This is a genomic window from Ottowia oryzae (assembly GCF_003008535.1).
GTDB classification, from domain to species: domain Bacteria; phylum Pseudomonadota; class Gammaproteobacteria; order Burkholderiales; family Burkholderiaceae_C; genus Ottowia; species Ottowia oryzae.
Window position 1 is genome coordinate 2,763,426 of record NZ_CP027666.1, and the last position, 23,086, is coordinate 2,786,511.

The 23,086-nt window shown below is 66.9% G+C and carries 25 protein-coding genes, 2 pseudogenes and 1 riboswitch; of the genes and pseudogenes, 12 read left to right on the forward strand and 15 right to left on the reverse strand.

Annotated features, from left to right (window positions below; translation table 11 throughout):
• Positions 1 to 142: 142 nt before the first annotated feature.
• From C6570_RS12610 to C6570_RS12625, 4 genes and pseudogenes are all read left to right on the forward strand, one after another.
• Positions 143 to 700: an isochorismatase family protein gene (locus tag C6570_RS12610; protein ID WP_106703530.1), complete on the forward strand. Its 558-nt coding sequence runs from the start codon at positions 143 to 145 to the stop codon at positions 698 to 700.
• Positions 697 to 1,323 carry a DJ-1/PfpI family protein gene (locus tag C6570_RS12615; protein WP_106703531.1) on the forward strand — a complete coding sequence of 209 codons (627 nt, stop codon included), beginning with the start codon at positions 697 to 699 and terminating at the stop codon, positions 1,321 to 1,323. Before C6570_RS12610 ends, C6570_RS12615 begins: the two co-directional genes overlap by 4 nt.
• A gap of 65 nt (positions 1,324 to 1,388) precedes the next feature.
• Positions 1,389 to 1,715, forward strand: a complete 327-nt coding sequence (locus tag C6570_RS12620; protein ID WP_106703532.1) for an antibiotic biosynthesis monooxygenase family protein — start codon at positions 1,389 to 1,391, stop codon at positions 1,713 to 1,715.
• Positions 1,716 to 1,782: 67 nt separating this feature from the next.
• Positions 1,783 to 2,759, forward strand: a pseudogene (locus tag C6570_RS12625) (GlxA family transcriptional regulator).
• 263 nt (positions 2,760 to 3,022) lie between these two features.
• Here the strand turns inward: C6570_RS12625 and C6570_RS12630 are convergent.
• Positions 3,023 to 3,871, reverse strand: coding sequence for a SirB1 family protein (locus C6570_RS12630; RefSeq protein WP_106703533.1), 849 nt, complete (start codon positions 3,869 to 3,871; stop codon positions 3,023 to 3,025).
• Positions 3,872 to 3,991: 120 nt separating this feature from the next.
• Positions 3,992 to 5,545 carry a murein biosynthesis integral membrane protein MurJ gene (murJ, locus tag C6570_RS12635; RefSeq protein WP_106703534.1) on the reverse strand — a complete coding sequence of 518 codons (1,554 nt, stop codon included), beginning with the start codon at positions 5,543 to 5,545 and terminating at the stop codon, positions 3,992 to 3,994.
• Positions 5,546 to 5,681: 136 nt separating this feature from the next.
• On the opposite strand from murJ, the gene rpsT reads away from it, so the two are divergent.
• Positions 5,682 to 5,984, forward strand: a complete 303-nt coding sequence (gene rpsT, locus C6570_RS12640) for a 30S ribosomal protein S20 (RefSeq protein ID WP_106703535.1) — start codon at positions 5,682 to 5,684, stop codon at positions 5,982 to 5,984.
• A 253-nt stretch (positions 5,985 to 6,237) separates the two neighbouring features.
• Here rpsT and C6570_RS12645 read toward each other — a convergent pair whose 3' ends face one another.
• From C6570_RS12645 to C6570_RS12660, 4 genes are all read right to left on the reverse strand, one after another.
• Positions 6,238 to 7,011 (reverse strand): SDR family oxidoreductase, encoded by a 774-nt coding sequence (locus C6570_RS12645; protein WP_106703536.1) that lies wholly within the window; start codon positions 7,009 to 7,011, stop codon positions 6,238 to 6,240.
• A gap of 51 nt (positions 7,012 to 7,062) precedes the next feature.
• Positions 7,063 to 7,785: a PA1136 family autoinducer-binding transcriptional regulator gene (locus C6570_RS12650; protein ID WP_106703537.1), complete on the reverse strand. Its 723-nt coding sequence runs from the start codon at positions 7,783 to 7,785 to the stop codon at positions 7,063 to 7,065.
• Positions 7,785 to 8,633, reverse strand: a complete 849-nt coding sequence (hchA, locus tag C6570_RS12655) for a glyoxalase III HchA (protein WP_106703538.1) — start codon at positions 8,631 to 8,633, stop codon at positions 7,785 to 7,787. The genes C6570_RS12650 and hchA overlap by 1 nt, the downstream gene beginning before the upstream one ends.
• Before the next feature lie 282 nt (positions 8,634 to 8,915).
• Positions 8,916 to 9,287: a DUF3579 domain-containing protein gene (locus tag C6570_RS12660; protein WP_106703539.1), complete on the reverse strand. Its 372-nt coding sequence runs from the start codon at positions 9,285 to 9,287 to the stop codon at positions 8,916 to 8,918.
• A gap of 261 nt (positions 9,288 to 9,548) precedes the next feature.
• On the opposite strand from C6570_RS12660, the gene C6570_RS12665 reads away from it, so the two are divergent.
• Together C6570_RS12665 and argF are read left to right on the forward strand one after the other, a co-directional pair.
• Positions 9,549 to 10,745 (forward strand): aspartate aminotransferase family protein, encoded by a 1,197-nt coding sequence (locus C6570_RS12665; RefSeq protein WP_106703540.1) that lies wholly within the window; start codon positions 9,549 to 9,551, stop codon positions 10,743 to 10,745.
• A gap of 19 nt (positions 10,746 to 10,764) precedes the next feature.
• On the forward strand, positions 10,765 to 11,682 hold the full coding sequence (gene argF / locus C6570_RS12670; protein ID WP_425437930.1) for an ornithine carbamoyltransferase: 918 nt from the start codon (positions 10,765 to 10,767) through the stop codon (positions 11,680 to 11,682).
• 156 nt (positions 11,683 to 11,838) lie between these two features.
• Here the strand turns inward: argF and C6570_RS12675 are convergent, their stop codons facing one another.
• Genes C6570_RS12675 through C6570_RS12705 form a run of 7 tightly spaced genes read right to left on the reverse strand, consistent with a single transcriptional unit; the run spans position 11,839 to position 16,832 of the window.
• On the reverse strand, positions 11,839 to 12,456 hold the full coding sequence (locus tag C6570_RS12675) for a hypothetical protein (RefSeq protein WP_106703542.1): 618 nt from the start codon (positions 12,454 to 12,456) through the stop codon (positions 11,839 to 11,841).
• A gap of 17 nt (positions 12,457 to 12,473) precedes the next feature.
• Positions 12,474 to 13,022, reverse strand: coding sequence for a GTP-binding protein (locus C6570_RS12680; RefSeq protein ID WP_106703543.1), 549 nt, complete (start codon positions 13,020 to 13,022; stop codon positions 12,474 to 12,476).
• A gap of 15 nt (positions 13,023 to 13,037) precedes the next feature.
• Positions 13,038 to 14,639, reverse strand: coding sequence for a hypothetical protein (locus C6570_RS12685; protein WP_106703544.1), 1,602 nt, complete (start codon positions 14,637 to 14,639; stop codon positions 13,038 to 13,040).
• Entirely contained in the window at positions 14,636 to 15,214 is a 579-nt protein-coding gene (locus C6570_RS12690; RefSeq protein WP_106703545.1) for a hypothetical protein, read from the reverse strand. Before C6570_RS12690 ends, C6570_RS12685 begins: the two co-directional genes overlap by 4 nt.
• 1 nt (position 15,215) lies before the next feature.
• A complete protein-coding gene (locus C6570_RS12695; protein WP_106703546.1) occupies positions 15,216 to 15,965 on the reverse strand; it encodes a PhnD/SsuA/transferrin family substrate-binding protein in 750 nt (249 codons plus the stop codon).
• Entirely contained in the window at positions 15,962 to 16,456 is a 495-nt protein-coding gene (locus C6570_RS12700; RefSeq protein WP_106703547.1) for a PAS domain-containing protein, read from the reverse strand. The genes C6570_RS12695 and C6570_RS12700 overlap by 4 nt, the downstream gene beginning before the upstream one ends.
• Positions 16,457 to 16,469: 13 nt before the next feature.
• On the reverse strand, positions 16,470 to 16,832 hold the full coding sequence (locus tag C6570_RS12705; RefSeq protein WP_106703548.1) for a roadblock/LC7 domain-containing protein: 363 nt from the start codon (positions 16,830 to 16,832) through the stop codon (positions 16,470 to 16,472).
• A 208-nt stretch (positions 16,833 to 17,040) separates the two neighbouring features.
• Between C6570_RS12705 and C6570_RS12710 the strand changes: the two genes are divergently transcribed.
• From C6570_RS12710 to kynA, 5 genes and pseudogenes are all read left to right on the forward strand, one after another.
• Complete coding sequence (locus C6570_RS12710) at positions 17,041 to 17,379, forward strand: YkgJ family cysteine cluster protein (RefSeq protein WP_245896187.1); 339 nt, start codon at positions 17,041 to 17,043, stop codon at positions 17,377 to 17,379.
• 244 nt (positions 17,380 to 17,623) lie between these two features.
• Entirely contained in the window at positions 17,624 to 18,325 is a 702-nt protein-coding gene (kynB, locus tag C6570_RS12715; RefSeq protein ID WP_106703549.1) for an arylformamidase, read from the forward strand.
• Between the two features lie 88 nt (positions 18,326 to 18,413).
• Positions 18,414 to 19,730, forward strand: coding sequence for a kynureninase (kynU, locus tag C6570_RS12720; protein ID WP_106703550.1), 1,317 nt, complete (start codon positions 18,414 to 18,416; stop codon positions 19,728 to 19,730).
• A 15-nt stretch (positions 19,731 to 19,745) separates the two neighbouring features.
• A pseudogene (locus C6570_RS12725) lies at positions 19,746 to 20,366 on the forward strand (3'-5' exonuclease); the annotation flags it as partial.
• Positions 20,367 to 20,539: 173 nt separating this feature from the next.
• Positions 20,540 to 21,388, forward strand: a complete 849-nt coding sequence (gene kynA, locus C6570_RS12730) for a tryptophan 2,3-dioxygenase (RefSeq protein ID WP_106703552.1) — start codon at positions 20,540 to 20,542, stop codon at positions 21,386 to 21,388.
• Between the two features lie 33 nt (positions 21,389 to 21,421).
• Here the strand turns inward: kynA and C6570_RS12735 are convergent, their stop codons facing one another.
• Positions 21,422 to 22,144, reverse strand: a complete 723-nt coding sequence (locus C6570_RS12735) for an immunity protein Imm33 domain-containing protein (protein WP_106703553.1) — start codon at positions 22,142 to 22,144, stop codon at positions 21,422 to 21,424.
• Between the two features lie 129 nt (positions 22,145 to 22,273).
• Positions 22,274 to 22,846 (reverse strand): TMEM165/GDT1 family protein, encoded by a 573-nt coding sequence (locus C6570_RS12740; RefSeq protein ID WP_106703554.1) that lies wholly within the window; start codon positions 22,844 to 22,846, stop codon positions 22,274 to 22,276.
• Between the two features lie 8 nt (positions 22,847 to 22,854).
• Positions 22,855 to 23,033, reverse strand: a riboswitch (yybP-ykoY riboswitch).
• Positions 23,034 to 23,086: the final 53 nt, after the last annotated feature.

Below are 23,086 nucleotides of genomic sequence, written 5' to 3' on the forward strand. Positions count from 1 at the left end.
CACCTGTGCCAGAGCCATATTTCATTCAGAACATTGGCGATAAGCACCATGTCCTGATCGGATGGTTTTCTGTCCGCCAGCGTGCGGACTGCGCAGCGGCTGGCGGGCACCATAGGGCACCCCAACCCCATGGAATCTGCCCGTGACCACCGCCCTTCTCGTCATCGACGCCCAGGAATCCTTTCGCCACCGGCCCTTCTGGTCTGAGGCCGACTTGCCCGCCTACCTGGCAGCCCAAAACGCCCTGATCGAAGGCGCCGCCGCCCAGGGCACGCCCATCGTGCGCATCCTGCACCGCAGCGGGCTAGACGTGGCAGACAACCCGTTCTCAGACGCCAGCGGCCACGTGCGGGCGCTGGCCGGGCTGGCCGAATTCGACGCCGCCGCCACCTTCAGCAAGTCGCGGCACAGCGCGCTGGTGGGCACCGGGTTGGACGTGCGGCTGACCGAGCGGGGCATTCGCCGCCTGATCGTCAGCGGCATCCGCACCGAGCAATGCTGCGAAACCACCGCCCGCCACGCCGCCGACCTGGGCTGGCAGGTGGACTACGTCCCCACCGCCACGCTGACCTTCGACATGGTGCAGCCCGACGGGCGCCCCCTGCCCGCCGCCGACATCGTGGCGTGCACCTGCACGGTGCTGGCCGGGCGTTTCGCGCGCATTTGCAGCGTGGCCGAAGCGCTGGAGGCCGCGCCATGACCGCCCAGACGCTGACGCTGACGCTGACGGTGCACATCCTGGCCTTCGATGGCGTGGAGGCGCTGGATTTCGCCGGCCCCTACGAGGTGTTCACCACCGCCACGCGCATGCACCAGCGCCTGGCGCCCGCCCCCGCTGCGCCTCTGTTTGACGTGCGCGCCGTCGCCGCAGACAACCAGCCGGTGCGCGCCCGCGCGGGGCTGCGCCTGCTGCCTGAGCTGGATTTCCACACCGCGCCGCGGTGCGACGTGCTGATCGTGCCCGGCGGCGTGGTGGACGGCGCCCTGGCCTGCCCTCGCACGCTGGCTTGGCTGCGCAAGCAGTCGGCGCTCGCGCAAATTACCGCGTCGGTCTGCACCGGCGCCTTTCTTCTGGCCGAAGCTGGGGTGCTGACCGATCAAGAGGTCACCACGCATTGGGAAGACCTGGCCGACCTGCAGCGCCGCTACCCCGCGTTGCGCGTCACCGACAGGCAGCGCTGGGTGGACGGGGAGCGCCTGGTGACGTCAGCCGGGATCAGCGCTGGGATCGACATGAGCCTGCACCTCGTGGCGCGCCTGGGCGGACAAGCCCTGGCCGAGCGCACGGCGCGCCAGATGGACTACGCTTGGCAAGCAGCCTGATCCGCCCGCCGATCCGTCGGAACGTCTCGCCCCACCTTCGCCCCACCTTCTCCCCAACGCCGCCCATGTTCGCCCGTACCCCGCCGCCGCCGTACTGCGCCGTCATCTTCTCGTCCGTGCGAACGCCGGGCGACGCCGGTTACGACGCCATGGCGCAGCGCATGGCCGAACTGGCGGCCCAGCAGCCCGGCTACCTGGGCGCCGAAAGCGTGCGCAACGCCGAGGGCGAAGGCATCACCGTCTCTTACTGGACCGACGAAGCCGCCGCGGCCGCCTGGAAGCGCAACGCCGAGCACCTGCAGGCGCAGCGCCTGGGGCGCAGCCAGTGGTATGGGCGCTATGAATTGCGCATTGCCCGCGTCGAGCGCGCCTATGGCGGCGGCGCCGACTGACCGCCGCGCGCGCCGCGGCGTAGGCGCGCGCGCATCCGTTGACGCAGCGGGCCTTGCGGGCGCGCCCATCGACGTGTTCTTTCTGCTGCTGCCGGATAGCCTGGTGCTGGATTGGGCCGGCCCCGCCGAAGCCCTGCGCAGCGCCAACCGGCACCTGGAGGCGCTGGGCCAGCCTGCGCGTTTTCGGCTGCATTTCGTCAGCCCGACCAGCCAGTCGGTCAGCTCGGTGGGTGCGACGCTGTCGGGGCTGGCGCCCTTGCCTGCCGCGCTGCCCCGCCCCGGCTGGGTGGTGCTGATCGGCCAGCCCGGCGACCGGCTGAACCTGCAGACCGATGACACGCGGGCCGCACTGCACTGGCTGCGCGGCCTGCGCCTGGCCACCGGCGAATGCGAACTGCTGTGCGTGTGCGCCGGGGCCGTGCTGATCGCGCACGCCGGGCTGCTCACGCACCACCAGGCGACCACCCACCACCAGCATTTGGACGAGCTGGCGGCGGCCGACCCGCAGTGCGACGTGCAGGCCAACCGCGTGTTCGTGGCCGACCCGCGGTCTGGAGCAGCGCGGGCGTCACCTGCGGCATCGACCTGAGCTTGCAGCGCATTGCCGACCTGTGCGGCCCGGCCGTGGCCGCGCAAGTGGCGCAAAGCCTGGTCGTGCCCTTGCGCCGCAGCGCGCAGGATGCCGAGCTATCGCCCTTCCTGCGCCACCGCAACCACCTGCACCCCGCCGTGCACCGCGTGCAGGACGCGCTCAGCCGCGCGCCCCAGGCCGATTGGCCGCTGCAGCGCATGGCCGAAGTGGCGCACACCTCGCCGCGCCACCTGTCGCGCCTGTTCGCCGAACACGCGGGCGTCAGCCCGCACGACTACCTGCGCGGGTTGCGCCTGTCGATCGCCACCACCGCCCTGGCCAGCGGCCAGTCGGTCACGCAGGCGGCGCAGTTGGCAGGTTTTGGCACCGACACCCAATTGCGCCGCGCATGGCGCGCGGCGGGGCATGTGGGATGGCCTTCGCATTTGGCGCGCGCGGCGCAGGCTGGATAAGCGAGACAAGCTGGACAAGCGGCTAAGGGGCAGCCTGAAGTCGATTGAGGGGCGCTTGCTTGGCCTTGTGCAAGGCGAGCCACACACCCGATATTCGCTATATAAACAGTAGCTTCCGCCGCAGTTGGCACCAGCGCCAGCGGCCGATTTGATCTGAAATTGGATGGCGCTGCGACGGGCCTGCGCGCATCGACTTGCTCGCGCCTCGGCGGGCAAACGCGGCGCCCCTACCCGATCGGCAGCGCGCAAAAACGGGGGAGCTGTCAGTCGGCCGAGCCACCCAGCGCCGACAGGCGCTCGGCCATGGCATCGCGGTCGGCGGCCTCGGCCGCTTCGCGCAGGTACACGCTCAAGTCGGCGCGCGCACGCTCGATATCGCCCAGTTGCGCCAGCGCCAGGCCGCGGTCGCGGTACTCGGCCCAGGCTTCGGGCAGCAGCGTGACCAGCCGGTCTTGCACCCGCACCAGGCGCGGCCAGTCGCGCCGCGTGCGGTGGATGTCCTGCAGGTTGCGCAGCATGCGCGCCAGGATCTGCCGGGGCGGCGTGGGTTGCAGAAACTGCGCGAGCGTGGCGTCGCTGTGCGCCAGCTCGCGGTCGAGCTGAAACTGCTCCAGCCGCTCGTGAAGCTCTGGCCGCCCCAGCGACTGGCCGGTGAACGGGTCGATCACCACGCACCCGTCCTCGATCTTCGCCTGCACCAGGAAGTGCCCGGGAAAGCCGACCCCGTCCACCTTCAAGCCGGCCGACTGGCCCAGCTCCAGCCACAGCACCGCCAGAGAAATGGGGATGCCGCGCCGCGTGTGCAGCACCACATCCACGTAGCTGTTCTTGGCGTTGTAGTAGTCGTTGACGTTGCCGGCAAAGCCCAGGTCGGCAAAGAAGAACTGGTTGACGGCGCGCAGCCGCTCCACCGGGTCGGCGCTGGGCGAAATGCGTTGGTTGAGGCGGTCGGCCAGCTGATCGACCTGCTCCAGCACCTGCTCCACGTCCAGGTCGGGCGTGTCGTCTTGCGCCAGCGCGGCAGCGGCTTCCAGCAGCGGCAGGCCTTCGTCCTGCTGAACCAGGGCCGCGAAGTAGGCCAGCGGCGTGGGCAAAGTCAAATCCAGCGGCATGGCCGAATTGTGACCAAGGGCGGCGCGGCGCGTCAACGCGGTGGCCCTTAAGGCCGTGCCCCTGTGGCGCCTTGGCGCCATACGCGGGGCCCGGAGCTGGGCTCGGACGCGGCAGCCGGATCAGCGCCTGACCAGCTGCCGCAGCTTGACCCCGGCCGCCGCCAGCGCGCCAAAGTAGACCACCATGGCCACCAGGATGGAGCCCGCCAGCAGGGCCACACGCTGCCAGCTGACCAGCGCCAGCCAGTCGAACTGGTCGCCGGCCCAGGCCAGAAAAGCGCTCATCAACAAGGTGGCGCCCAACGTCTGCGCGCCAAACACGCCCCAGCCTGCGGCGGGCTGGTAGCTGCCGCGCCGGATCAGCCCCGTCAGCAGCCAGCCGGCGTTGAGCAGCGCGCCCAGCGCAATCGACAGCGTCAGCGCCGCGTGCTGCAACTGCGGCACCAGCACCACGTTCAGCAGCTGCGTGACCACCAGCACCGCAATGGCGATCTTGACGGGCGTGCGGATATCCAGGCTGGCGTAGTAGCCCGGCGCCAGCACTTTCACCGCCACCAGCCCGACCAGGCCCACGCCGTAACCGGCCAGCGCCAGCGCCACGCGCTGCACGTCGTCAGGCGCAAATTTGCCGTGGTAGAACAGCGTGGCGATCAGCGGCGTGGCAAACACCAGCAGCGCCGCGGCGCACGGCAGCGACAGCACCACGACAAGGCGCAGGCCCCAGTCCAGCATTTGCGAATAGCGCGCGTCGTCGCCCTTGGCGCGGGCGGCGGACAGTTGCGGCGTCAGCACCACGCCCAGGGCCACGCCCAGCAAGGCGGTGGGGAATTCCATCAGCCGATCGGCGTACCAAACCCAGGTCACGCTGCCCGCCGCCAGGTGCGACGCGATTTGCGTGTTGATCAGCAAGGACAGCTGCGCCACGCCCACGCCCAGCAGCGCGGGCAGCATCAGCGTCAGCACCTGCCGCACGCCCGGGTCGCGCCAGGCTTCGCGCACGCGGCGCCAGCTCAGGCTGATGTGCGGCAGCAGGCCCAGGCGCCTGAGCGCGGGCACCTGCACGGCCAGCTGCAGGATGCCCCCCACCATCACACCGACGGCCATGGCGTAGATGGGCTCGATGCCCATCTTGGCCAACCAAGGCGCGCCCAGCCAGGCCGCCACGATCATGGCCAGGTTCAACAGCACCGGCGTGGCGGCGGGCACGACGAAATGGCGCCACGTATTCAGAATGCCAGCCGAAAAAGCCACCAGCGACATGCATCCGATGTAGGGGAACATGATGCGCGTCATCAGCACCCCTGAATCAAAGCTGTGCGCATCCAGCCCGCTGGCCAGCAGCCACACCAGAATCGGTGAGGCCACCACGCCCACCGCGCAGGTCAGCACCAACACCCAGGTGAGCACGGTGGCCACCGCATCGATCAGGTGGCGCGTGGCTTCTTCGCCATTGGCCGCCTTCGACCGCGCCAGCACCGGCACGAAAGCCTGGCTGAACGCACCTTCAGCGAACAGGCGGCGCAGCAAGTTGGGAATGCGAAAGGCGACGTTGAACGCGTCCGTCAGGCCGCTGACGCCAAAGGCCGACGCCATCAGCAAATCGCGCACCAGACCGGTGATGCGCGAAGCCAATGTCAGTAGGGAGACGGTGGAGGCGGCTTTGAATAGGCTCACGAAACGGCACGCAGGTGTGGGGCGCCAGTGTAGTCCCGCAAGGCGCCGGCGCCGCGCGGGCATGGCACATCGCTGTCACAAAGAGTAGAATGCTGGGTTTTGCTGACAACATCCCCAAACCCTTAAGGAATACATCATGGCAGCTGGAAAGCCCAAGAAAAAGAACCCTCGCCTGGCATCGGGCCGCAAACGCGCCCGCCAGAACATCGTCCTGAATGCCGCGAACACCTCGCTGCGCTCGAAATACCGCACCGCTGTGAAGAACGTCGAAAAGGCTGTCCTCGCCGGTGACAAAGAGAAAGCCACCAGCGCCTTCGCGCTGATGCAGTCCGTGGTTGACACGGTCGCTGACAAAGGCATCTTCCACAAGAACAAGGCTGCTCGCGACAAGAGCCGCCTGTCCGTCAAGGTCAAGGCCCTGGCGCAAGCCGCCGCCTGAAGCTAGTCAGGCAAACCGCCCGGACGGCCCCGCCGTCTGCTGTTTGATCGGGTGCGCTGTTGGCAAAAAACAAGAGAACCGCCTTCGGGCGGTTTTTTTGTGGGCGCGTGGCAAAAAAAGTGGTGCGCGCCCTGGCGAAGGCGCACCGCGCCAGCGCGTTGGGGTGAAGCCTCATGCCAGCTTTTGGGCGACCGCCCTGCGCAAGTCCGCGATCCTCAGCAGCGTTGCCTCTGCTGGCAGCAACGCGCCGCCTTCAGGCAGATCGCTCCCAAGCCTCGTTCTGCTCCTTGCGAACCATCTCTTGCGCCGACGCGGGCAGCACCGTCCGATACGGCGGGTTGTCTGCCTCGATCACCTCGATCATGGCGGCGATCATCTCCGCCGGGTCGTGCTGGCGGTTCAACTCGCGCACGGGCCAGTGCGCGACGACACGCTCCCCCTGGCCCCACCACTGGTCCATGCTTTCCATGCCGGTGTCGTTGAACCCCGTGCGGTACGCGCCTGGGTTGACCGTGACCACCTGCACGCCGTACGGCTTCAGTTCCTCATGCATGGCCGAACAAATGCCTTCCACCGCATGCTTGGAAGCGGCATAGGCGCCGTCGAACGGAACCTTGACCAACCCAGCCACCGAAGAAGTCCAGACTATTCGCCCGCTGCCGCGTTGAACCATCTTGCGGGCGAAGCCCTGCGCAAGCTCCAGCGCAGCAAACACGTTTGTTTCAAACACCGAACGAAACACCGCCATCGGTATTTCGACCATCGGGCCGGATTCCATGATGCCGGCGTTGTTGTGCAGCACGTCGATGTCCAGCGCCAGGGCGTTGGCGCGGTCAATGTCGTTCAGCACGTCCAGCTTGATGACTTGCAGATCAAGCGCCTGGCTTTTCGCTGCCTGCCGCAGCTCCCACACCTGGGGCCATATCTGGCAGCCAGCGATCACACGATGGCCGCGCTGCGCCAACCCGAATGCCACGCCACGGCCGAAGCCCGTGGCTGCACCGGTGACCAAAACTGTCTTTGCCATAACGATTCGCTCCTGGTTAGTCTTTGTAGGGCGCGCCTCTTTCCGGCGGGATCACGCCGCGATCTCTCCGTTGCGGATCGCGACCCGCACCGCCTGCGCGGTGGTTGCCACGCCCAAGCGCCGTCGCACTCGCCGCAGGTGATTCTCGACCGTCCGCTCAGACAAGCCCAGCGTTTCAGCAATCTCCGTCTGACGGCGGCCTGCCGCTGTCCAGGCAAGCACCTCTCGCTCTCGATCTGATAGCGCGGTCATCGCCTCTTCAACCGGCATTTCCAGCAACTTGCGCGCCGCAAGAAACGCTGCCTGCCCCACCAGCGAAAGCGCCAGCTTGGTTTGGGCCGACGCATCGATGCGCTCGCCGCCCAGGCTCATGGCGCCCTCCAGCCCCAGCGGCCCGAACACCGGAACCTGCAGGCCATGAACGCCAACGCCCTGCGGCGTGCGCACCACGCGGTACAGGTCCTTGTCACGGGCGCCCGTCTTCGTCCAGAAGAAAGGCTCATGCAGGCTGAGCATGTGGCGCGAAACGGGGCAGCGGCGCAGGTAGGTCTGGGCGTCCAATTCCGTACCGTCGCCGAACCAGTCGCCTTCCAGCCAGTAAAAGGTGTCGACAACTTCGTCGCGGGCGGCGGACGCAGAGAAAAGCACAAACCGGTCGTAGCCCAGCGGCGTTGCCAGCGCGCGCACCGCGGCCTGAATCGCCACCAGGGTTTTGGCCCCCTGAATGGCGATGGCGGTGGCGAACGCCCTCTCGGCCGCGTCGGCAGGGGTCATCAGGCTGCGACTTCCTTGAGCAAGGTCTTGGCCGCCAGTTGGCCCAGCGCATTGCCGGCCAGGGGGCTGTCGCCCGTGATGAGCAAGCCGTCGCGAAGCACTTGGCCGCTGATGTTGTCGTTGACGATCTCAAAGCCCAGCGCCTTGAGCTTTTCGCCAAACTTCCACGTCAGGTGGCCGGGCATGTAGCCGATGTCGGGGGTTTTGGCGTCGAGCGAATCGGGAAACGCGCAGATCTTCTTGCCGCGGTAAATGTCGCTGTCGCCCACCGCCAGAAACGCCGCCGGGCCATGGCACAGCGAGATCACGAAACGGTCGTTCGCCGCCGCCCATTTGAGCGCCGCGCCGACGTCGTCGCTTTCAGGCAGGCCGATCAAGGCGCCGTGACCGCCGGGGATGAACACCGCGGCGTACTCGTCCAGCCCCTTGGCGACGACGTCCGCCAAGGCCAGCGGCCGCTTGAATTGCGGGTGGTACTTGTCGAAAAAGCCTTTGACGGCCTCGTCCTCGCTGGGCATCGCCCAGAACTCGAACTTGACCGGGTTGCCGGAGACGGTGGCCACGTCGAACGCAAAGCCGGCCTTGTCCAGGTGGTACATCGGCAGCAGGGCTTCAACCGGGTGGTTGCCCGTGGAGAAAAAGCTGCCGTTGTCGGTCAGCAGATAGCGCTCGTCGGCGCCGATCATCAAAATCTTCTGGCGGCCCTTGTACGGATTGGGGTAGTCGGCGCCGCTCAGATCCGACTTGGGGGCGGTGAACTGGCTGAGCGAATAGCTAGAGGGGAAAAACGCATCCTTTTCGGCTGGATCGGGTTGCGGCGCTTTGCTGTGGGTGGTTTGCTCGGACATGGGTTTACCTCAGAAGGTCACGAAAAAAGAAGCAACGATGCCCGGTCGCCCCACCGAGGGCAATGAGGGATTTCCGCTCGCCAGTCGGCCAAGCCGCCCTCAAAACGCGCAGCCTGCCAGCGCTGAACGGGCCAAAGCGCCAAGTCAACGCCGAAGCCGACTCTGACTCTGACTCTGGCAACCAAGCCAATTTACTATAGATTTTATAGCTACCGCCGCAGTAAGGGCGGGCGCCAGAAGGCAATTCAAGCAGCGAATGCGGGCAAAGCCGCGACAAGCAGGTCAAGCCTTGTCTGGCCCTGCCGCCGCGCCTTGCGCGCCCTTGGCTGCCTGCGGCGCGGCATCGGGCAACAGGCAGGCTTCGGCGACCTGCAACTCGTTGTCCTTGGCGAAGTTCATCACGAAGTCCCAGGCCATGGGCTCGTGCTCACGCAATGCGGAGTTGACCACCACGCACTTCACCCCATCCAGCGTAGTGGGCACGCACCAAGGGGAATAGCCGATGTGCGAACCGGGCCCGCGCATGGCGCCGCCGGGGCGGAACTGGGCCATCACCCCGGCCAGGCGCTCGGCCCAGTCGCTGGGGCGAAAGGTGCGACCGGCGGCGGTCACGCCCTTGATGAAAAATTCGCTGGTTGACGGGTTGGCGGCCATTGAAGCGGGAAGGAGCTGCGTGCGCGCCGGGGGCCTGATGGCCCTTCTCAGGGCTTGCGCCAACCGGCCGATGGGCAGGCTGTCGACCGTTGCTGCGACGCACAAGAATTCTACCGCCCGGCGGCCATCCGCGCCGCGCCAGGGGCATCGCTGTCATGCGCAGCTTTCAACAAACTGCCGTACGCGACACCCTAGAATGCGTCTTCAACGGGCCGCGTTGGCCCGCTTTCTTTTTGCGAACCGCAACCCAGGAGCACCGTCGTGACCGCTTTCATCGAAGCCGCATCGCCTCACACCATGAACACTTACGCGCGTCTGCCGATCGCGATGGAGCGTGGTCAAGGCGTGCGCGTGTGGGACGTCAACGGCAAGAGCTACCTGGACGGCCTGGGCGGCATCGCGGTCAACACGTTGGGCCACAACCACCCCAAACTGGTGCCTGCGCTGCAAGACCAGATCGCCAAGATCATCCACAGCAGCAACTACTACCACGTGCCCAACGCCGAGGTGCTGGCCAAGAAGCTGACCGAGCTGGCGCACATGACCAATGTGTTCTTCTGCTCGACCGGGCTGGAGGCCAACGAAGCCGCGCTGAAGCTGGCGCGCAAGTTCGGCCACGACAAGGGCATTTCCAACCCACAGATAGTGGTGTACGAAAAGGCCTTTCACGGCCGCAGCATCGCCACGCTCAGCGCCACTGGCAACCCCAAGGTGCAAAAGGGGTTCGAGCCGCTGGTGGAAGGCTTCATCCGCGTGCCGCTGAACGATATCGACGCGCTCAAGAAAGCCACCGAGGGCAACCCCAACGTGGTGGCCGTGTTCTTCGAGACCATCCAGGGCGAAGGCGGCATCAACCCCGCGCGCATCGACTACCTCAAGCAAGTGCGTGCGCTGTGCGATGAGAAAGACTGGCTGCTGATGATCGACGAAGTGCAGTGCGGCATGGGGCGCACCGGCAAGTGGTTTGCCCACCAGTGGGCCGACATCGTGCCCGACGTGATGCCGCTGGCCAAGGGCCTGGGCTCGGGCGTGCCGATTGGCGCCGTCGTGGCAGGCCCCAAGGCCGCCAACATCTTCCAGCCGGGCAACCACGGCACCACCTTTGGCGGCAACCCGCTGGCGATGCGCGCCGGCGTGGAAACCATCCGCATCATGGAAGAAGAAGGCCTGCTGGCCAACGCCGACAAGGTGGGCAAGCACCTGCACGCTGCGCTTGAAAAGGCACTGGCGGGCAACCCTGGCGTGAAGGAAGTGCGCGGCCAGGGCCTGATGATCGGCATTGAGCTGGCCAAGCCGTGCGGCGCCATCGTGCAGCGCGCCGCCGACGCCGGGCTGCTGCTGTCGGTCACCGCCGACAGCGTGATTCGCCTGGTGCCCCCGCTGATCCTGAGCACGGCCGAAGCGGACGAGATCGTCGCCATCCTGGTGCCGATCATCGAAGCGTTTTTGAAAGAGTGAGCGGCGGATGACCGAGTCGATCAAGCACTACCTGCAATTCAGCGATTTCACCGCCGACGAATACGCCTACCTGTTCGAGCGCGCGGCGCTGATCAAGCGCAAGTTCAAGGCCTACGAAAAGCACCAGCCGCTGGCCGACCGCACGCTGGCGCTGATCTTTGAAAAGGCCAGCACACGCACGCGCGTGAGCTTTGAAGCGGGCATGTACCAGCTGGGCGGCAGCGTGGTGCACCTGACCAGCGGCGACAGCCAGCTGGGGCGCAGCGAACCGATTGAAGACACGGCGCGCGTCATCAGCCGCATGACCGACGCGGTGATGATCCGCACCTTCGAGCAGGCACGCATTGCGCGCTTTGCCGAGTATTCGCGCGTGCCGGTCATCAACGGGCTGACCAACGAATACCACCCCTGCCAGATCCTGGCGGACATCTTCACGTACATCGAGCACCGCGGCTCCATCGCCGGCAAGACCGTGGCCTGGATTGGTGATGGCAACAACATGGCCAACACCTGGGCGCAGGCCGCCGCCCTGCTCGGCTTTACCTTGCGCGTGTCCACGCCCGCTGGCTACGAGGTCGATACCGCACTGGCCGCGCTGGACGGCGCGCCGCAGCGCGGCTGGCAAAGCTTTGCCGACCCGATGGAAGCCTGCGCCGGCGCCGACCTGGTCACCACCGACGTGTGGATCAGCATGGGCTACGAGGCAGAGAACGAAGCGCGCAAGAAGGCCTTCGCCAGCTGGTGCGTGGATGCGGAGATGATGGCCGTGGCCAAGCCCGACGCGCTGTTCATGCACTGCCTGCCCGCGCACCGCGGCGAGGAAGTGACGGCCGAAGTGATCGACGGCCCGCAATCGGTGGTGTGGGACGAAGCCGAAAACCGCATGCACGCGCAGAAAGCGCTGCTGGAATACCTGCTGCGCGGGCGGCTGGACTGATCGGCGCAGCGCGCGCCGTGGCGGCGCCGTGCCCCCACGGCGCAATCTTTAGTGCCAAATCAGCCTCTAGCGCAGGCGGCACCAGCGCTGGCAGCTATCAAATTAAAAGCAAACGCCGGTAGATCGCCCGCCCGACAGCGGCGGCTGCGGCTGCGCTCAGTTGGTCGAAAACTTGGTGCCTGCCACCCGGATGCCCCAGATCAGCTCGACCAGCGCGCGGTTGTTCAGCAGCGGCTCGCCCCCCAGAATCAGCCAGTAGCCCACGCCGTCCACCCAGAACAGCATGAACGTGGTGGCCGGCAGCAGCATGTCGATGCTCTCGTGGAAGGACACGGCGCGGCCGGTGCCCCGAAAGCCGCGTTGCTTTTGGCGCGCCACGAAATCGAAGAAGTCTGCGGCCGCCACGCACAGCGTTTCGGCGTCGTCCTGCGAATAGCCGACGCGCGCCAGGCAGAACCCGTCGTCAGACGCCAGCGCCGCCATGCGCGAGCCCGACAGCCCGGCGATGGCGTGCGGCAGGTAGTTGTCCAGCCGGACGTCGGGCGCGTGCAACTCGCGCTCTACCTCGTGAACCCAACCTTCGTGCAGCGCGCGCGGCAGCAGCGAAGCGTGCTGCGGCAGGTGGCTGAGCCATTCGCTGCGGCGCAGCGACACGCCGCGCGGCAGCAGGGTTTGCAGCATCGCGGCGTTTTCGTCCGGCACCTTGTCGGCAAAGGCGAGCATGGCGCCGGCCGGGGTCAGCATCAGGTGCGGGTCAGCGGCGGAAGGGTTCATGCGGTTGCCCCCGGCGCTCAGTGCGCCTCGGTTCCATTGAACGGGTCGATACCGTAGATCAGCGCCTTGACCAACTGGGCCATGTGGCTGCGTTCGCGCGCGTCGGTGTCCATCACGCTGGGCGGCAGGCCGAGCGCTTCCAGCTCGGCCGCCACCAGGCGGCGCGTTTCCCAGCCGCCCTGGTCGGAATGGGTGATGCCAACCACCAGCGAAGTGCGGTCGATGAACTCGCGAAACTCCTTGACGTAGGTGCGCAGATCGGCCACCGGGTCGGGTGCGTTGCCGCGCAGCATGAGCACCAGGCCCAGCGCGTTTTCAGTCAGGATGTCCCACATGAAATCGAAGCGCTTCTGGCCGGGCGTGCCGTACAGGCGCACCTGGTCGCCGCTGGCGAGCTTCATAAGCCCGTAGTCCATGGCCACGGTGGTGGTCTGCTTGAGCTGCTTGACGTCATCGGTTGCGCTGGCTTCGGTGCGCACCACTTCGATGTCTGACAAAGATTGGATGGCCGTGGTCTTGCCCGCCCCGACGGGGCCGGCAAACACGAGCTTGTAGGTGGTCGCCATGAATATCGAAAAACGTCAGAAAAGCTTGTCCAGCAAGGACTTGAAAAAGCCGCGCCGCGCGGCGGTTTGGGCCGTGGGCTTGGCCGCCCCTGCAGCGGCGCCTGCCCCCGCTGCCGGCGGCTCCCGACGGTGAATGAAGCTGGTGCGCGTGATGCCCGCCACGCCAGACAGCACACACAGCACGACGAAGCGGTGCACGTCGGCCTCGTTGCGTGGGAAGGCTCGCACCAGGTCTCTGGCCGATTGTTCCACGCGCGAGCAGATCGAAGCGAGCTGGACGTCCAGCGCACCCACGCTCTGCAGGTGCGTGAAGTTGGGAAAGCGATGCAGCCGAAAGCTCAGCTCACCCTGCGGCGCCAAGGGCAGGTCTTTCAGCGCATCACTCAACAGCTCCCACATGACCGCATCCAGGGCGGTCTTGGCACCGCGAAACCTGGCGCCAAAAAGCCTCTCCAGCGTGGCATCCACGTCACTGGCGGGCAGTGGCTGCACTTCCATGTGCTCGACCAGATCGGGGGTGTGCAGCATCTTGACCAACGCCGAGACCGGCAGGCCCGAAGCGATCCAGCCCTGAGACGCATCAACGACGAAGGCGGACTTGCCCGCCACACGCAACAGCTGCGCTCCCTGGCCGGCCAGCGCGCGCTCGCACACACGCAAGAGGGGCACGCCCGCCAACGCGGGAAAGATTCTTTGCATATCCGCCAGCGCGCCTTGCGTCACACCCTTGGCGGGCGCGCGCGGTGCTGCGCTTGCTCTCGCCTCGGGCGTTAGCGAGGCCGTCGCCGTGCGGGACACGCCCGCCCCTGCGGCGGTGGCGCCTGTGCTGATGGCCGCGCCAACGCCAGCCGCTGTTTTCGACGCCAGCGCTTTGGCGGCTTCGCGCAAGGCGGCCACCTTGAGGCTGACCGCCGTTGGCGTGGGCGAAGCTGCGCCGGGTGCCAAGGCCACCTCGTCCGTGGCGGAGCGCATCGCCGCACCCACCGAGGCGGCGGCCGATGCTCTGGACGCTTTCAATTGATCGGCCAAGGCCATTGCACGGCGCCAGGCCGGAACCGGCGGCTCAGCCGCGTCGGCCTCGGTGCCGGTTTCGGATGGCGAGCGATCTTCAGCCTCGGCGGTCGATAGGCGCGAGCGCCCTGGCGTGGCCGCTCTGTGCGCGCCAGCTTCATCGGGCGCGGTGTCTGCAAAATCACTGAAGGCGTCGTGCCGAAGCCGCACCGGCGGCCCCACGTCGTGAATCTGCTTGATCGCCGCGAGCATTTCGGCGCTGGTGTAGGGCATGCTGACCCAGGCCACCGCCTGACCGTGCGCCCAGCGCAAATGCTGCTCCAGCCAGCCGCCGCCGTTGCCCCATATCAGCAGCACCGCCGAGCGGTTGCCCAAAAAGGCGCGCAGCTTGACCTCGTTCTCGGCGGAGTAGCGGCGCAAACCGAAGCCAAACAGGTCCAGCACGCAATGGGTGCACGCCCTGGCGGCCGGGGTCTGTTCGGGCACGCCCAGGCCGACGCCACGGGCGATCGTCAGCACGTGCCGGTCTGACCAGTTCATGCCCACCATGATTTCTATCGCGGCGGCTTCATGGTCCGTCAGCCCGGCCAGCAAGATCGAACTCAACTGCGTACTCCTTGTTGCAACGCCGCGGAAACCTCGTCCCAGCGCGGCGCCATCGGCCGGCCGGCGCGCGACAGGGCGCGGCTGCCCAGCATGAAGGCCAGCGAGTCGCCCGCGCCCTCACAGTGATCCAGGAAAGCGGCTTCCGCCTCTTCGTCGCCCGCCAGCAGCGCGGGAATGGCCTGGGCCGCCAACTCGCGCGAATCGTCCACGCCGACCAGCAAGGCGCGCTTGGGCACGTCCAGCGACGGCATGGCCAGCACACAAAAGCGCGTGGCCAGCGCGCTGACGCGCGGCAGGCGTTGGCGCTGGCTGGACAGCCGCAGGAAGGCGCGCGCCACAAACGGCGCCAGCCGCTGGGCCACCTGCGGGCGCCGCAGGAGGCGCACGGTGGCCTCATCATCCGGCAGGCAGGCGACCATCAGGTCCGCCAGCGCGCCCTGAACCGGCTCGGCGCCGTCCAGGGCGCAGGCCGCCATCACGCGCGCCTCGTGCAGCCGGCGATCGCCCGGCACGCGCAGTACATCACGCCCTGCCTGACGGAAGCGTTCGCGTGGCGACAAGGTGCGCAGCGGCATATCAGCTCAGCAGCGTGTCCATCAGGTCGATCATGAACTCGCCGTCCTCGACCGACATGGCTTCAAAGCCCTGCTCGATGCCCAGCTCGTCCAGCGCGGGCTGGCCGTCGGCGGTGCCTGCCAGGCCCAGCAGCGCGTCGCGCAGCTTGTCCAGGCTGGCGCCGATGCGTGGGTGAATCAACAGCACGTGGGTGATGTCGGCCAGCTTGCTTTCCATCAGCGGCTTGAGTTGCGTCTTGGTCAGGCGCGACAGCGAGTTGTAGGCCTCGGCCAGGAAAAAGCCGATGTCGACCTCGCCCTTGATCGTCATGCGCGCGGCCGCCTGGTAGCTTTCCACCAGTTGCCACTGCACGTCGGCCTCGGTCAGGTCGGCCGCTTCCAGCAGGCGCAGGCCGATCAGCTTCACGTCCTTGTTGTCGGTCAGCGCAATCTTGCAGCCGGGCTTGAGGCCCTCGATCGAATTCAGCGGCGAATCGGCGCGCGTGGCCATCACCATCTCGTCCGACTTGCCCAGCGGGCGCGCCACGGCGACGTAACCCGCATCGCGGATCATCGAAGCGGCATCAAACGGGTTGGCGTAGACGGCGGCCACATCGCCTTTGGCGATCAGTTCGGCCTGCTCGGCGGCCGAAGCGGGCGTCAACAGGTGCAGCGATTCAGCAGAGCGCTTTTGCAGCACGGTGTTGAGCATGTGCCAACCGGCAAAACGCTCGGGCGCGAAATCGGGCGCGATCAGAAAGTTCAAGCTCATGCCGGGCTCCCTTCCTTGGCCAGCCATTCTTTGTAGGTTGCGGTGATTTCCGCGATCTTGGCGCGCGAGGGCTGGCGGCGCACCGAGGTGTAGCCAACGATCTTGCCGCCGCGCACGTTGGGCACCGCCGTGGCGTAGACCCAGTAGTGCGAGCCGTCCTTGCACAGGTTCTTGACGTAGCCGTGCCACTTCTTGCCGGACGCCACGGTGGTCCACAGGTCCTTGAAAGCGGCGCGGGGCATGTCGGGGTGGCGCAGGATGGCGTGGGGCTGGCCGATCAGGTCTTCGCGCGCGTAGCCCGACAACTCGACAAACGCGTCGTTGGCGTGGGTGATGATGCCGTCCAGGTCGGTGCGCGAGATGATCAGGCGGCCTTGCGGATAGGCGATTTCGCGCTCGCTGACCATCACGGTGCGGCTGCTGCCGTCGTGGTAGGTGTGTTCACGCGCCACCGTCGCGTCGGCGGCCGGTTGCATGGGGGGAAATACCATGGTGCGATCCCCCTCAGATCAGCTTGGACAGGGCTTCGGCTGCGCGCTTGATGTCCAGGAACAACAGGCCCAGCTTGGCGTTTTGCTTGGCCAGCACGGTCAGCACGGCCTCGGTGCCGGACGAACTCATGATCACGTAGCCGCGCTCGCCCTGCAGCAGCACGCGCTCCAGCGTGCCACGGGCCAGTTCGCGCGCAGCGCGGTCGCCCAGCGACAACAGCGCGGCAGACATGGCGCCCACGCGGTCTTCGTCCATGCCTTGCGGCAGGGCCGAGGCGATCATCAGGCCGTCGGTCGAGATCAGTGCCGAAGCTTCGACGTCGGCGGAAGAGCCCTTCAGTTCTTCCAAAACTTGCTGGAACATGTCGGTGCGCATGGTTCTTATCCTTCGTGGTAGGTTGAATCAAAAGCTCTGTGGCCACGCTTTGATTTCGTATCGCGGTCGCAGACAACTCACATCGAATTTAAACCATAGTTACGGTTTTGTGCGACACCGCAGCCGAGACGGAATGCTTAAGCGTTGATATTTCGCGTTCCCCTCTCCTGTGGCGCAGCCATCCACCTCACCCACCGCACCGCAGCCAGTGACAGCCTCTCTAATCGACGCCAACCCACCCGATTGCCAGCACTGCGGCGCCTGCTGCGCGACATTCCGCGTGGATTTCTCGGTGCACGAACTTTTGTCTGAAGGGGGCTGCGTGCCCGACGGCCTGGCCGCGCCGCTGACGGGCAGCAACTGCCGCCTGCGCGGCACCGACCACCAACCGCCGCGCTGCGCGGCGCTGACCGGGCGCGTGGGCGAGCGCGTGGCCTGCGGCATCTACGAATGGCGGCCTTCGCCCTGCCGCGAATTCGAATCCGGCAGCGATGCCTGCCACCGGGCGCGCGCGCGGCATGGGCTGGGCGACCTTGGGGCTTACTAGCCAAAACGCCGTCTAGCGCCGGTGGGAAGAGCGCCACCAGCTACTCTATCCATAGCAGTTCACCGTCACCAAAGCCTGCTTGACGCGCCCTTGCCAAGCGCCGACGCGCCCACCGCCAGGCCATCCGGCGCGGGTGCGGCCCAACACGGCACATGCGCCCTGCCCCGCCGCTGCGCCGTACCCAGCGCCATCCGTTGGAAATAACCGACACCACGCCCCGGCGCGCGGCCTTAAGTTCCACGGCATGCCCACGCCACCTGACTTTGCCCATAACGCCGCACCGGATGCGCCCGGTGCGCCAGCCGCGCCCGCTGCGCCACGGCTGTGGGACATCTCGCCGCCCGTGCACGCCACCACGCCCGTCTTCCCGGGCGACACGCCGTACAGCCAGGTATGGGCGGCCGAGATCGGCCCGGGTTGCCCGGTCAACGTGAGCGCCGTCACGATGTCGCCGCACGTGGGCGCGCACGCCGACGCGCCGCTGCACTACGCCCCGGGCGGCGAGGCGATGGGCGCAGTGCCCCTCGCGCCCTTTCTGGGCCGCTGCCGCGTCATCCATGCGCTGGACTGCGGGCCGCTGATCGAATGGCACCACATCGCCCACGCCATCGGCGCTGGCCTGCCGCCGCGCGTGCTGGTGCGCACCTACGCGCGCATGCCCGTGGACCGGTGGGACGGCGCCTTGGCCGCCTACGCTCCCGCCACCGTAGAACGCCTGGCCGACGCGGGCGTGCAGCTGATCGGCATCGACACCGCCAGCATCGACCCTGCCGACAGCAAGACGCTGGACAGCCACCAGGTGATCCGCCGGCGCGACCTGCGCGTGCTGGAAAACCTGGTGCTGGACGACGTGCCCGAGGGCGACTACGAGCTGATCGCCCTGCCCCTGAAGTGGATGACGGCCGACGCCTCACCCGTGCGCGCGGTGCTGCGTGCGCTGGCTTGATCGGCGGGGCCGCATTCAAACCGGTTTATCCATCCAATCAGCTGCTGGCGCAGGTGCCACCAGCGCTAGCAGCTATCAATTTCATACCATGAGCCCAACCACCCACACCCTCGAATCCTGCCGCGCGCTGGACGCCGCCGACGCGCTGGCGCCGCTGAAGGCGCAGTTCAGCCTGCCCCAAGGCGTGATCTACCTCGACGGCAATTCCCTCGGCGCCCAGCCGCGCGCCGCCGCCGCGCGCGTGGCGGAAGTGGTGCAGCAGGAATGGGGGCAAGACCTGATCACCGCATGGAACAAGGCCGGCTGGATCGACTTGCCCCAGCGCCTGGGCGACCAGTTCGCCCCCTGGATCGGCGCTGGCACGGGCCAGGTGGCGTTTACCGACACCACGTCGATCAACCTCTACAAGGTGCTGACGGCCGCCGCGCGGCTGGCGCAGGCCGAACATCCGGGCCGCACGCGCGTGCTGAGCGAGCGCAGCAACTTCCCCACCGACCTGTACATCGCCCAATCCGTCTGCCAGGCGCACGGGCTGGAGCTGGTGCTGCTGGAGCCCGAAGACATCACCGCGCAGCTGCGGGACGACGTCGCCATCCTGATGCTGACGCACGTCAACTACCGCACCGGCGCCATGCACGACATGGCCGCCCTCACCGCGCAGGCGCACGCCCAGGGCATCGTCTGCGTATGGGACCTGTGCCACAGCGCCGGCGCCGTGCCCGTCGACCTGCTGGGCGCCAACGCAGACTACGCCGTGGGTTGCAGCTACAAATACCTGAATGGCGGCCCCGGCGCGCCCGCCTTCGTGTGGGTGCACCCGCGCTTGACCGACCGCTTCTGGCAGCCGCTGTCCGGCTGGTTCGGCCACGCGGCGCCGTTTGAATTCACGCCGGATTACCGGCCCGCAGCCGGCATTCAGCGCTACCTGTGCGGCACGCAGCCCATCCTCAGCCTGTCGGCGCTGCAGTGCGGGCTGGATGTGTTCACCGCCAGCGAAGCCCTGGGTGGCATGGCCGCGCTGCGCGCCAAGTCGCTGGCGCTGACGGATCTGTTCATTGCGCTGGTCGAGCAGCGCTGCGCCGGCCACGGCATCGGCCTGGCCACCCCGCGCGAGCACGCCCGGCGCGGCTCGCAGGTGTGCCTGACGCGCGCCGAAGGCCTGGGCGTGGATGGGCAAGGCAGCGGCGCCTACGCCATCGTGCAGGCGCTGATCGCGCGCGGCGTGATTGGCGACTTCCGCAAGGGCGACGGCACGGGGCGCCATCTGGACATCCTGCGCTTTGGCTTCACGCCGCTGTACGTGGGCTTTGCAGACGTTTGGCACGCGGTGGAACACCTGCGCGACGTGCTGGCCAGCGGCGAATGGCAGCAGCCCGAGTTCAACCACGTGAATGCGGTGACCTGAGTAAGCTTGGCCGCCATGACCCAGCGCATCGCCATCCTCGACTTTGAAACCACCGGCATGAGCCCGGCGCACGGCGCGCGGGCCGCCGAGGTGGGCATCGTGCTGATCGAGTCTGGCCGCATCGTCGACCGGTTCCAGAGCCTGATGAACGCCGGGCAGGGCATGCCCGCCTTCATCACGCAGCTGACGGGCATCACCAGCGCCATGCTGCGCGCCGCACGGCCCGCCGATGCAGTGATGCGCGACGCCGCCCGCTTTGTGGGCGATGCGCCGCTGGTGGCGCACAACGCGTCGTTCGACAGCAAGTTCTGGCTGGACGAACTGACCCGCGCCGGCCACCCGCCCGCCCGGCCCATGGCCGAGCTGTTCGCCTGCACGGTGCTGCTGTCGCGCCGCCTGTACCCTGAAGCGCCCAGCCATTCGCTGGGCCGCATCGTCAGGCACTTGCAGTTGCCGCCGGCCGAAAAAGCCCACCGCGCGCTGGCCGACGCCGAGATGACTGCCCATCTGCTGCTGCGCATGCAGGCCGACCTGCGCGCGCGCTGGCACATTCCCGATCCTGCCCACACGCTGCTGCACGGGTTGCAGCGCACGCCGGCGCGGCATTTGGCGCGTGTTCTGGCGGCCGAATCGGCGCGGCAAACGCAGCCGGATCTGCCGCAGGTGCCGGCAAAAAGCGCGGTGCAATGGGCGACCAGTGCGTCGCATGCTGCCGTAGCCCAGCCCACCGATCCGCTCAACGCTGCGGCGCCTCACCCTCTCGCCTGACGTCCGCCTGGGCGACATGACAACCTGACACGCGCACACCGATGACCGAACCCCAACGCCCCGAATCCATCGTGCACGAAGAGCGCGCCCAGCTCGACTTCAGCCAGTCGATGAGCTATGGCGACTACCTGCACATCGACCAGATCCTGAGCGCGCAGCACCCGCTTTCGCCCGCGCACGATGAGATGCTGTTCATCATCCAGCACCAGACCAGCGAGCTGTGGATGAAGCTGCTGCTGACCGAGCTGACCTCGGCCATTGGCGACGTGCGCGAAAGCCGCCTGCCGCCCGCCTTCAAGAAGCTGGCCCGCGCCAGCCGCATCATGGAGCAGCTGGTGCACGCCTGGGACGTGCTGGCCACCATGACCCCGCCTGAGTACAGCGCCATTCGCCCCTACCTGGGGCCGTCCAGCGGGTTCCAGAGCTTCCAGTACCGTTGCATTGAATTCGCCCTGGGCAACAAGAACGCGGCCATGCTGAAGCCGCACGAGCACCACGCAGACAGGCTGGCGCTGGTGCAGTCCTACTACCAGGCGCCGTCGCTGTACGACGAGGCGCTGCGCCTGCTGGCACGCCAGGGCGTGCCGGCGCCCGCCAACCGCCTGAGCCGCGATTGGACCCAACCGTACCAAGCCAGCCCCGAAGTCGAAACCGCCTGGCTGAGCGTGTACCGCGCGCCCGAGCAGCACTGGGACTTGTACCAGCTGGCCGAGAAGCTGACCGACCTGGAAGACGCCTTCCGCCTGTGGCGCTTTCGGCACGTGACCACGGTAGAACGCATCATCGGATTTAAGCGCGGCACCGGCGGCACGGGCGGGGTGAGCTACCTGCGCAAGATGCTCGACGTGGTGCTTTTCCCAGAGCTTTGGCAGCTGCGCACCGATTTGTGAAGGCGCGGCCGGTGGCTTTCACCACGCCACGGCTTACTTCGTGCGCGCCCGACGATTCAAGTGATCCAGGTAAGAGCCAGGCTTGATAGGCAGCTCCACCCGATCTTTCGCCACACCGACCCGGTCCGCCACTAACACCACCGTGTCGGGCGGAAAAGCGAAAAACTGGATCAGGTCTGGCCGATCCAGCGCGAGGCGGTAAAGTGAAATCCGGCTCATCGACGCCGAGTCGGCTTCAGCGCCTGGCTCAGACACCCACCACCCAGAGTCGTGCCCCTCCGGGCGCGCCCGCTGCATGACCAGCACGCGCGACTTTTTGTAGTTGACATGGACAACCGCACTTTCCGTCATCGATGGGAAGGTCAAGGATGCAGCAGGCAGCACGCTCTCGACAGCATCCTTTTGGGCGCGAAGCTGACGCAAGGTGGCATCGACCGAATTCACATAGCGAATGGGAAAAGCCTTCATGTCCGGCTCATGCAGGCGCAACAAGCCTTCATCGCCAGCCACGACACGCAATGCAGACCAGCCCACCTGCAATGTCTGCCCAGGGCTGAACCGCGATCCCGCGGCCACCATACCTTCAAGGGATTTCAGGAAATGTTGAATGTCAACGTCGGGAATCGGCTCGTCGCTTATCGATACCTGAAACTCGGGTTGACCGAATTGGGCACACGCAGAGGTGGTGTAGACAGCCGGCGCTGTCGCTTTGTTAACGCCAACAGCGGCCAGTACAGTCCCAAAGATTTTCAACATCAGAAACAGCCTTGTCCTTGATCGGTCGGGCTTGCCAGTCTAGCCCCACCTACACCGATCGCTCGGTGGACTCAGCCTTTAGCCAGCTAACGTAGCGGCTGTCCGCAACAGCTGGAGCAAAGCCCAGATTCAGAACAAATTGCCCACGTTCAAAAGGGTCAGCACGCCCAGCACCGCAAAAATGGCGGCTGCAATGCCGTGCACCAGGCGCATCGACACTTTTTGCGCGATCTTGTCGCCCAGAAAGACGGCGGGCGCGTCTGCCAGCATCATGCCCAGCGTGGTGCCCGCCACCACCGCCACCACGTCGGGGTAGCGCGCGGCCAGGGCCACGGTGGCGATTTGTGTCTTGTCACCCATCTCGGCCAGAAAGAACGTGATCACCGTGGTGCCAAAGGCGCCGAAAGCGTGGCTGGTCTTGGCCGCGTCGTCCTCGATCTTGTCGGGGATCATCATCCATGCCGCCATGGCCAGGAACGAGCCGCCGATCACCCAGCGCAGCACGTTCGGGCCCATGGCCTGCGCGACCCAGCCGCCCACGGCGCCTGCCAGCGCGTGGTTGATGATGGTGGCGGTGAAGATGCCGGCAACGATCTGCCAGGGCTTGCGAAACGTGGCGGCCAGCAGGATGGCCAACAACTGGGTCTTGTCGCCCATTTCACCGAGCGCAACGACGCCGGTGGATACCAGAAAAGCTTCCATGATTGTGGGATCTCCGGGCCTGAAATAACCAATGAACCACGGCGCGTCCCCGGCCCAATTCCAGAACGCGCAGTGGTCAAAGGTCTTGCCAGGCTTTGGAAGCTGCCCACGCCATGGCCGTGAGGGCCAAGTGTGTTGACGAGGGCCCCTGCATTGCGCAGGTCAGCTACTCCCCGATGACGCGAAAGCGGCGATTGTAACGGGACTTTGTTGAGCTGCGCCTGACGGCGTGCCGCAGCC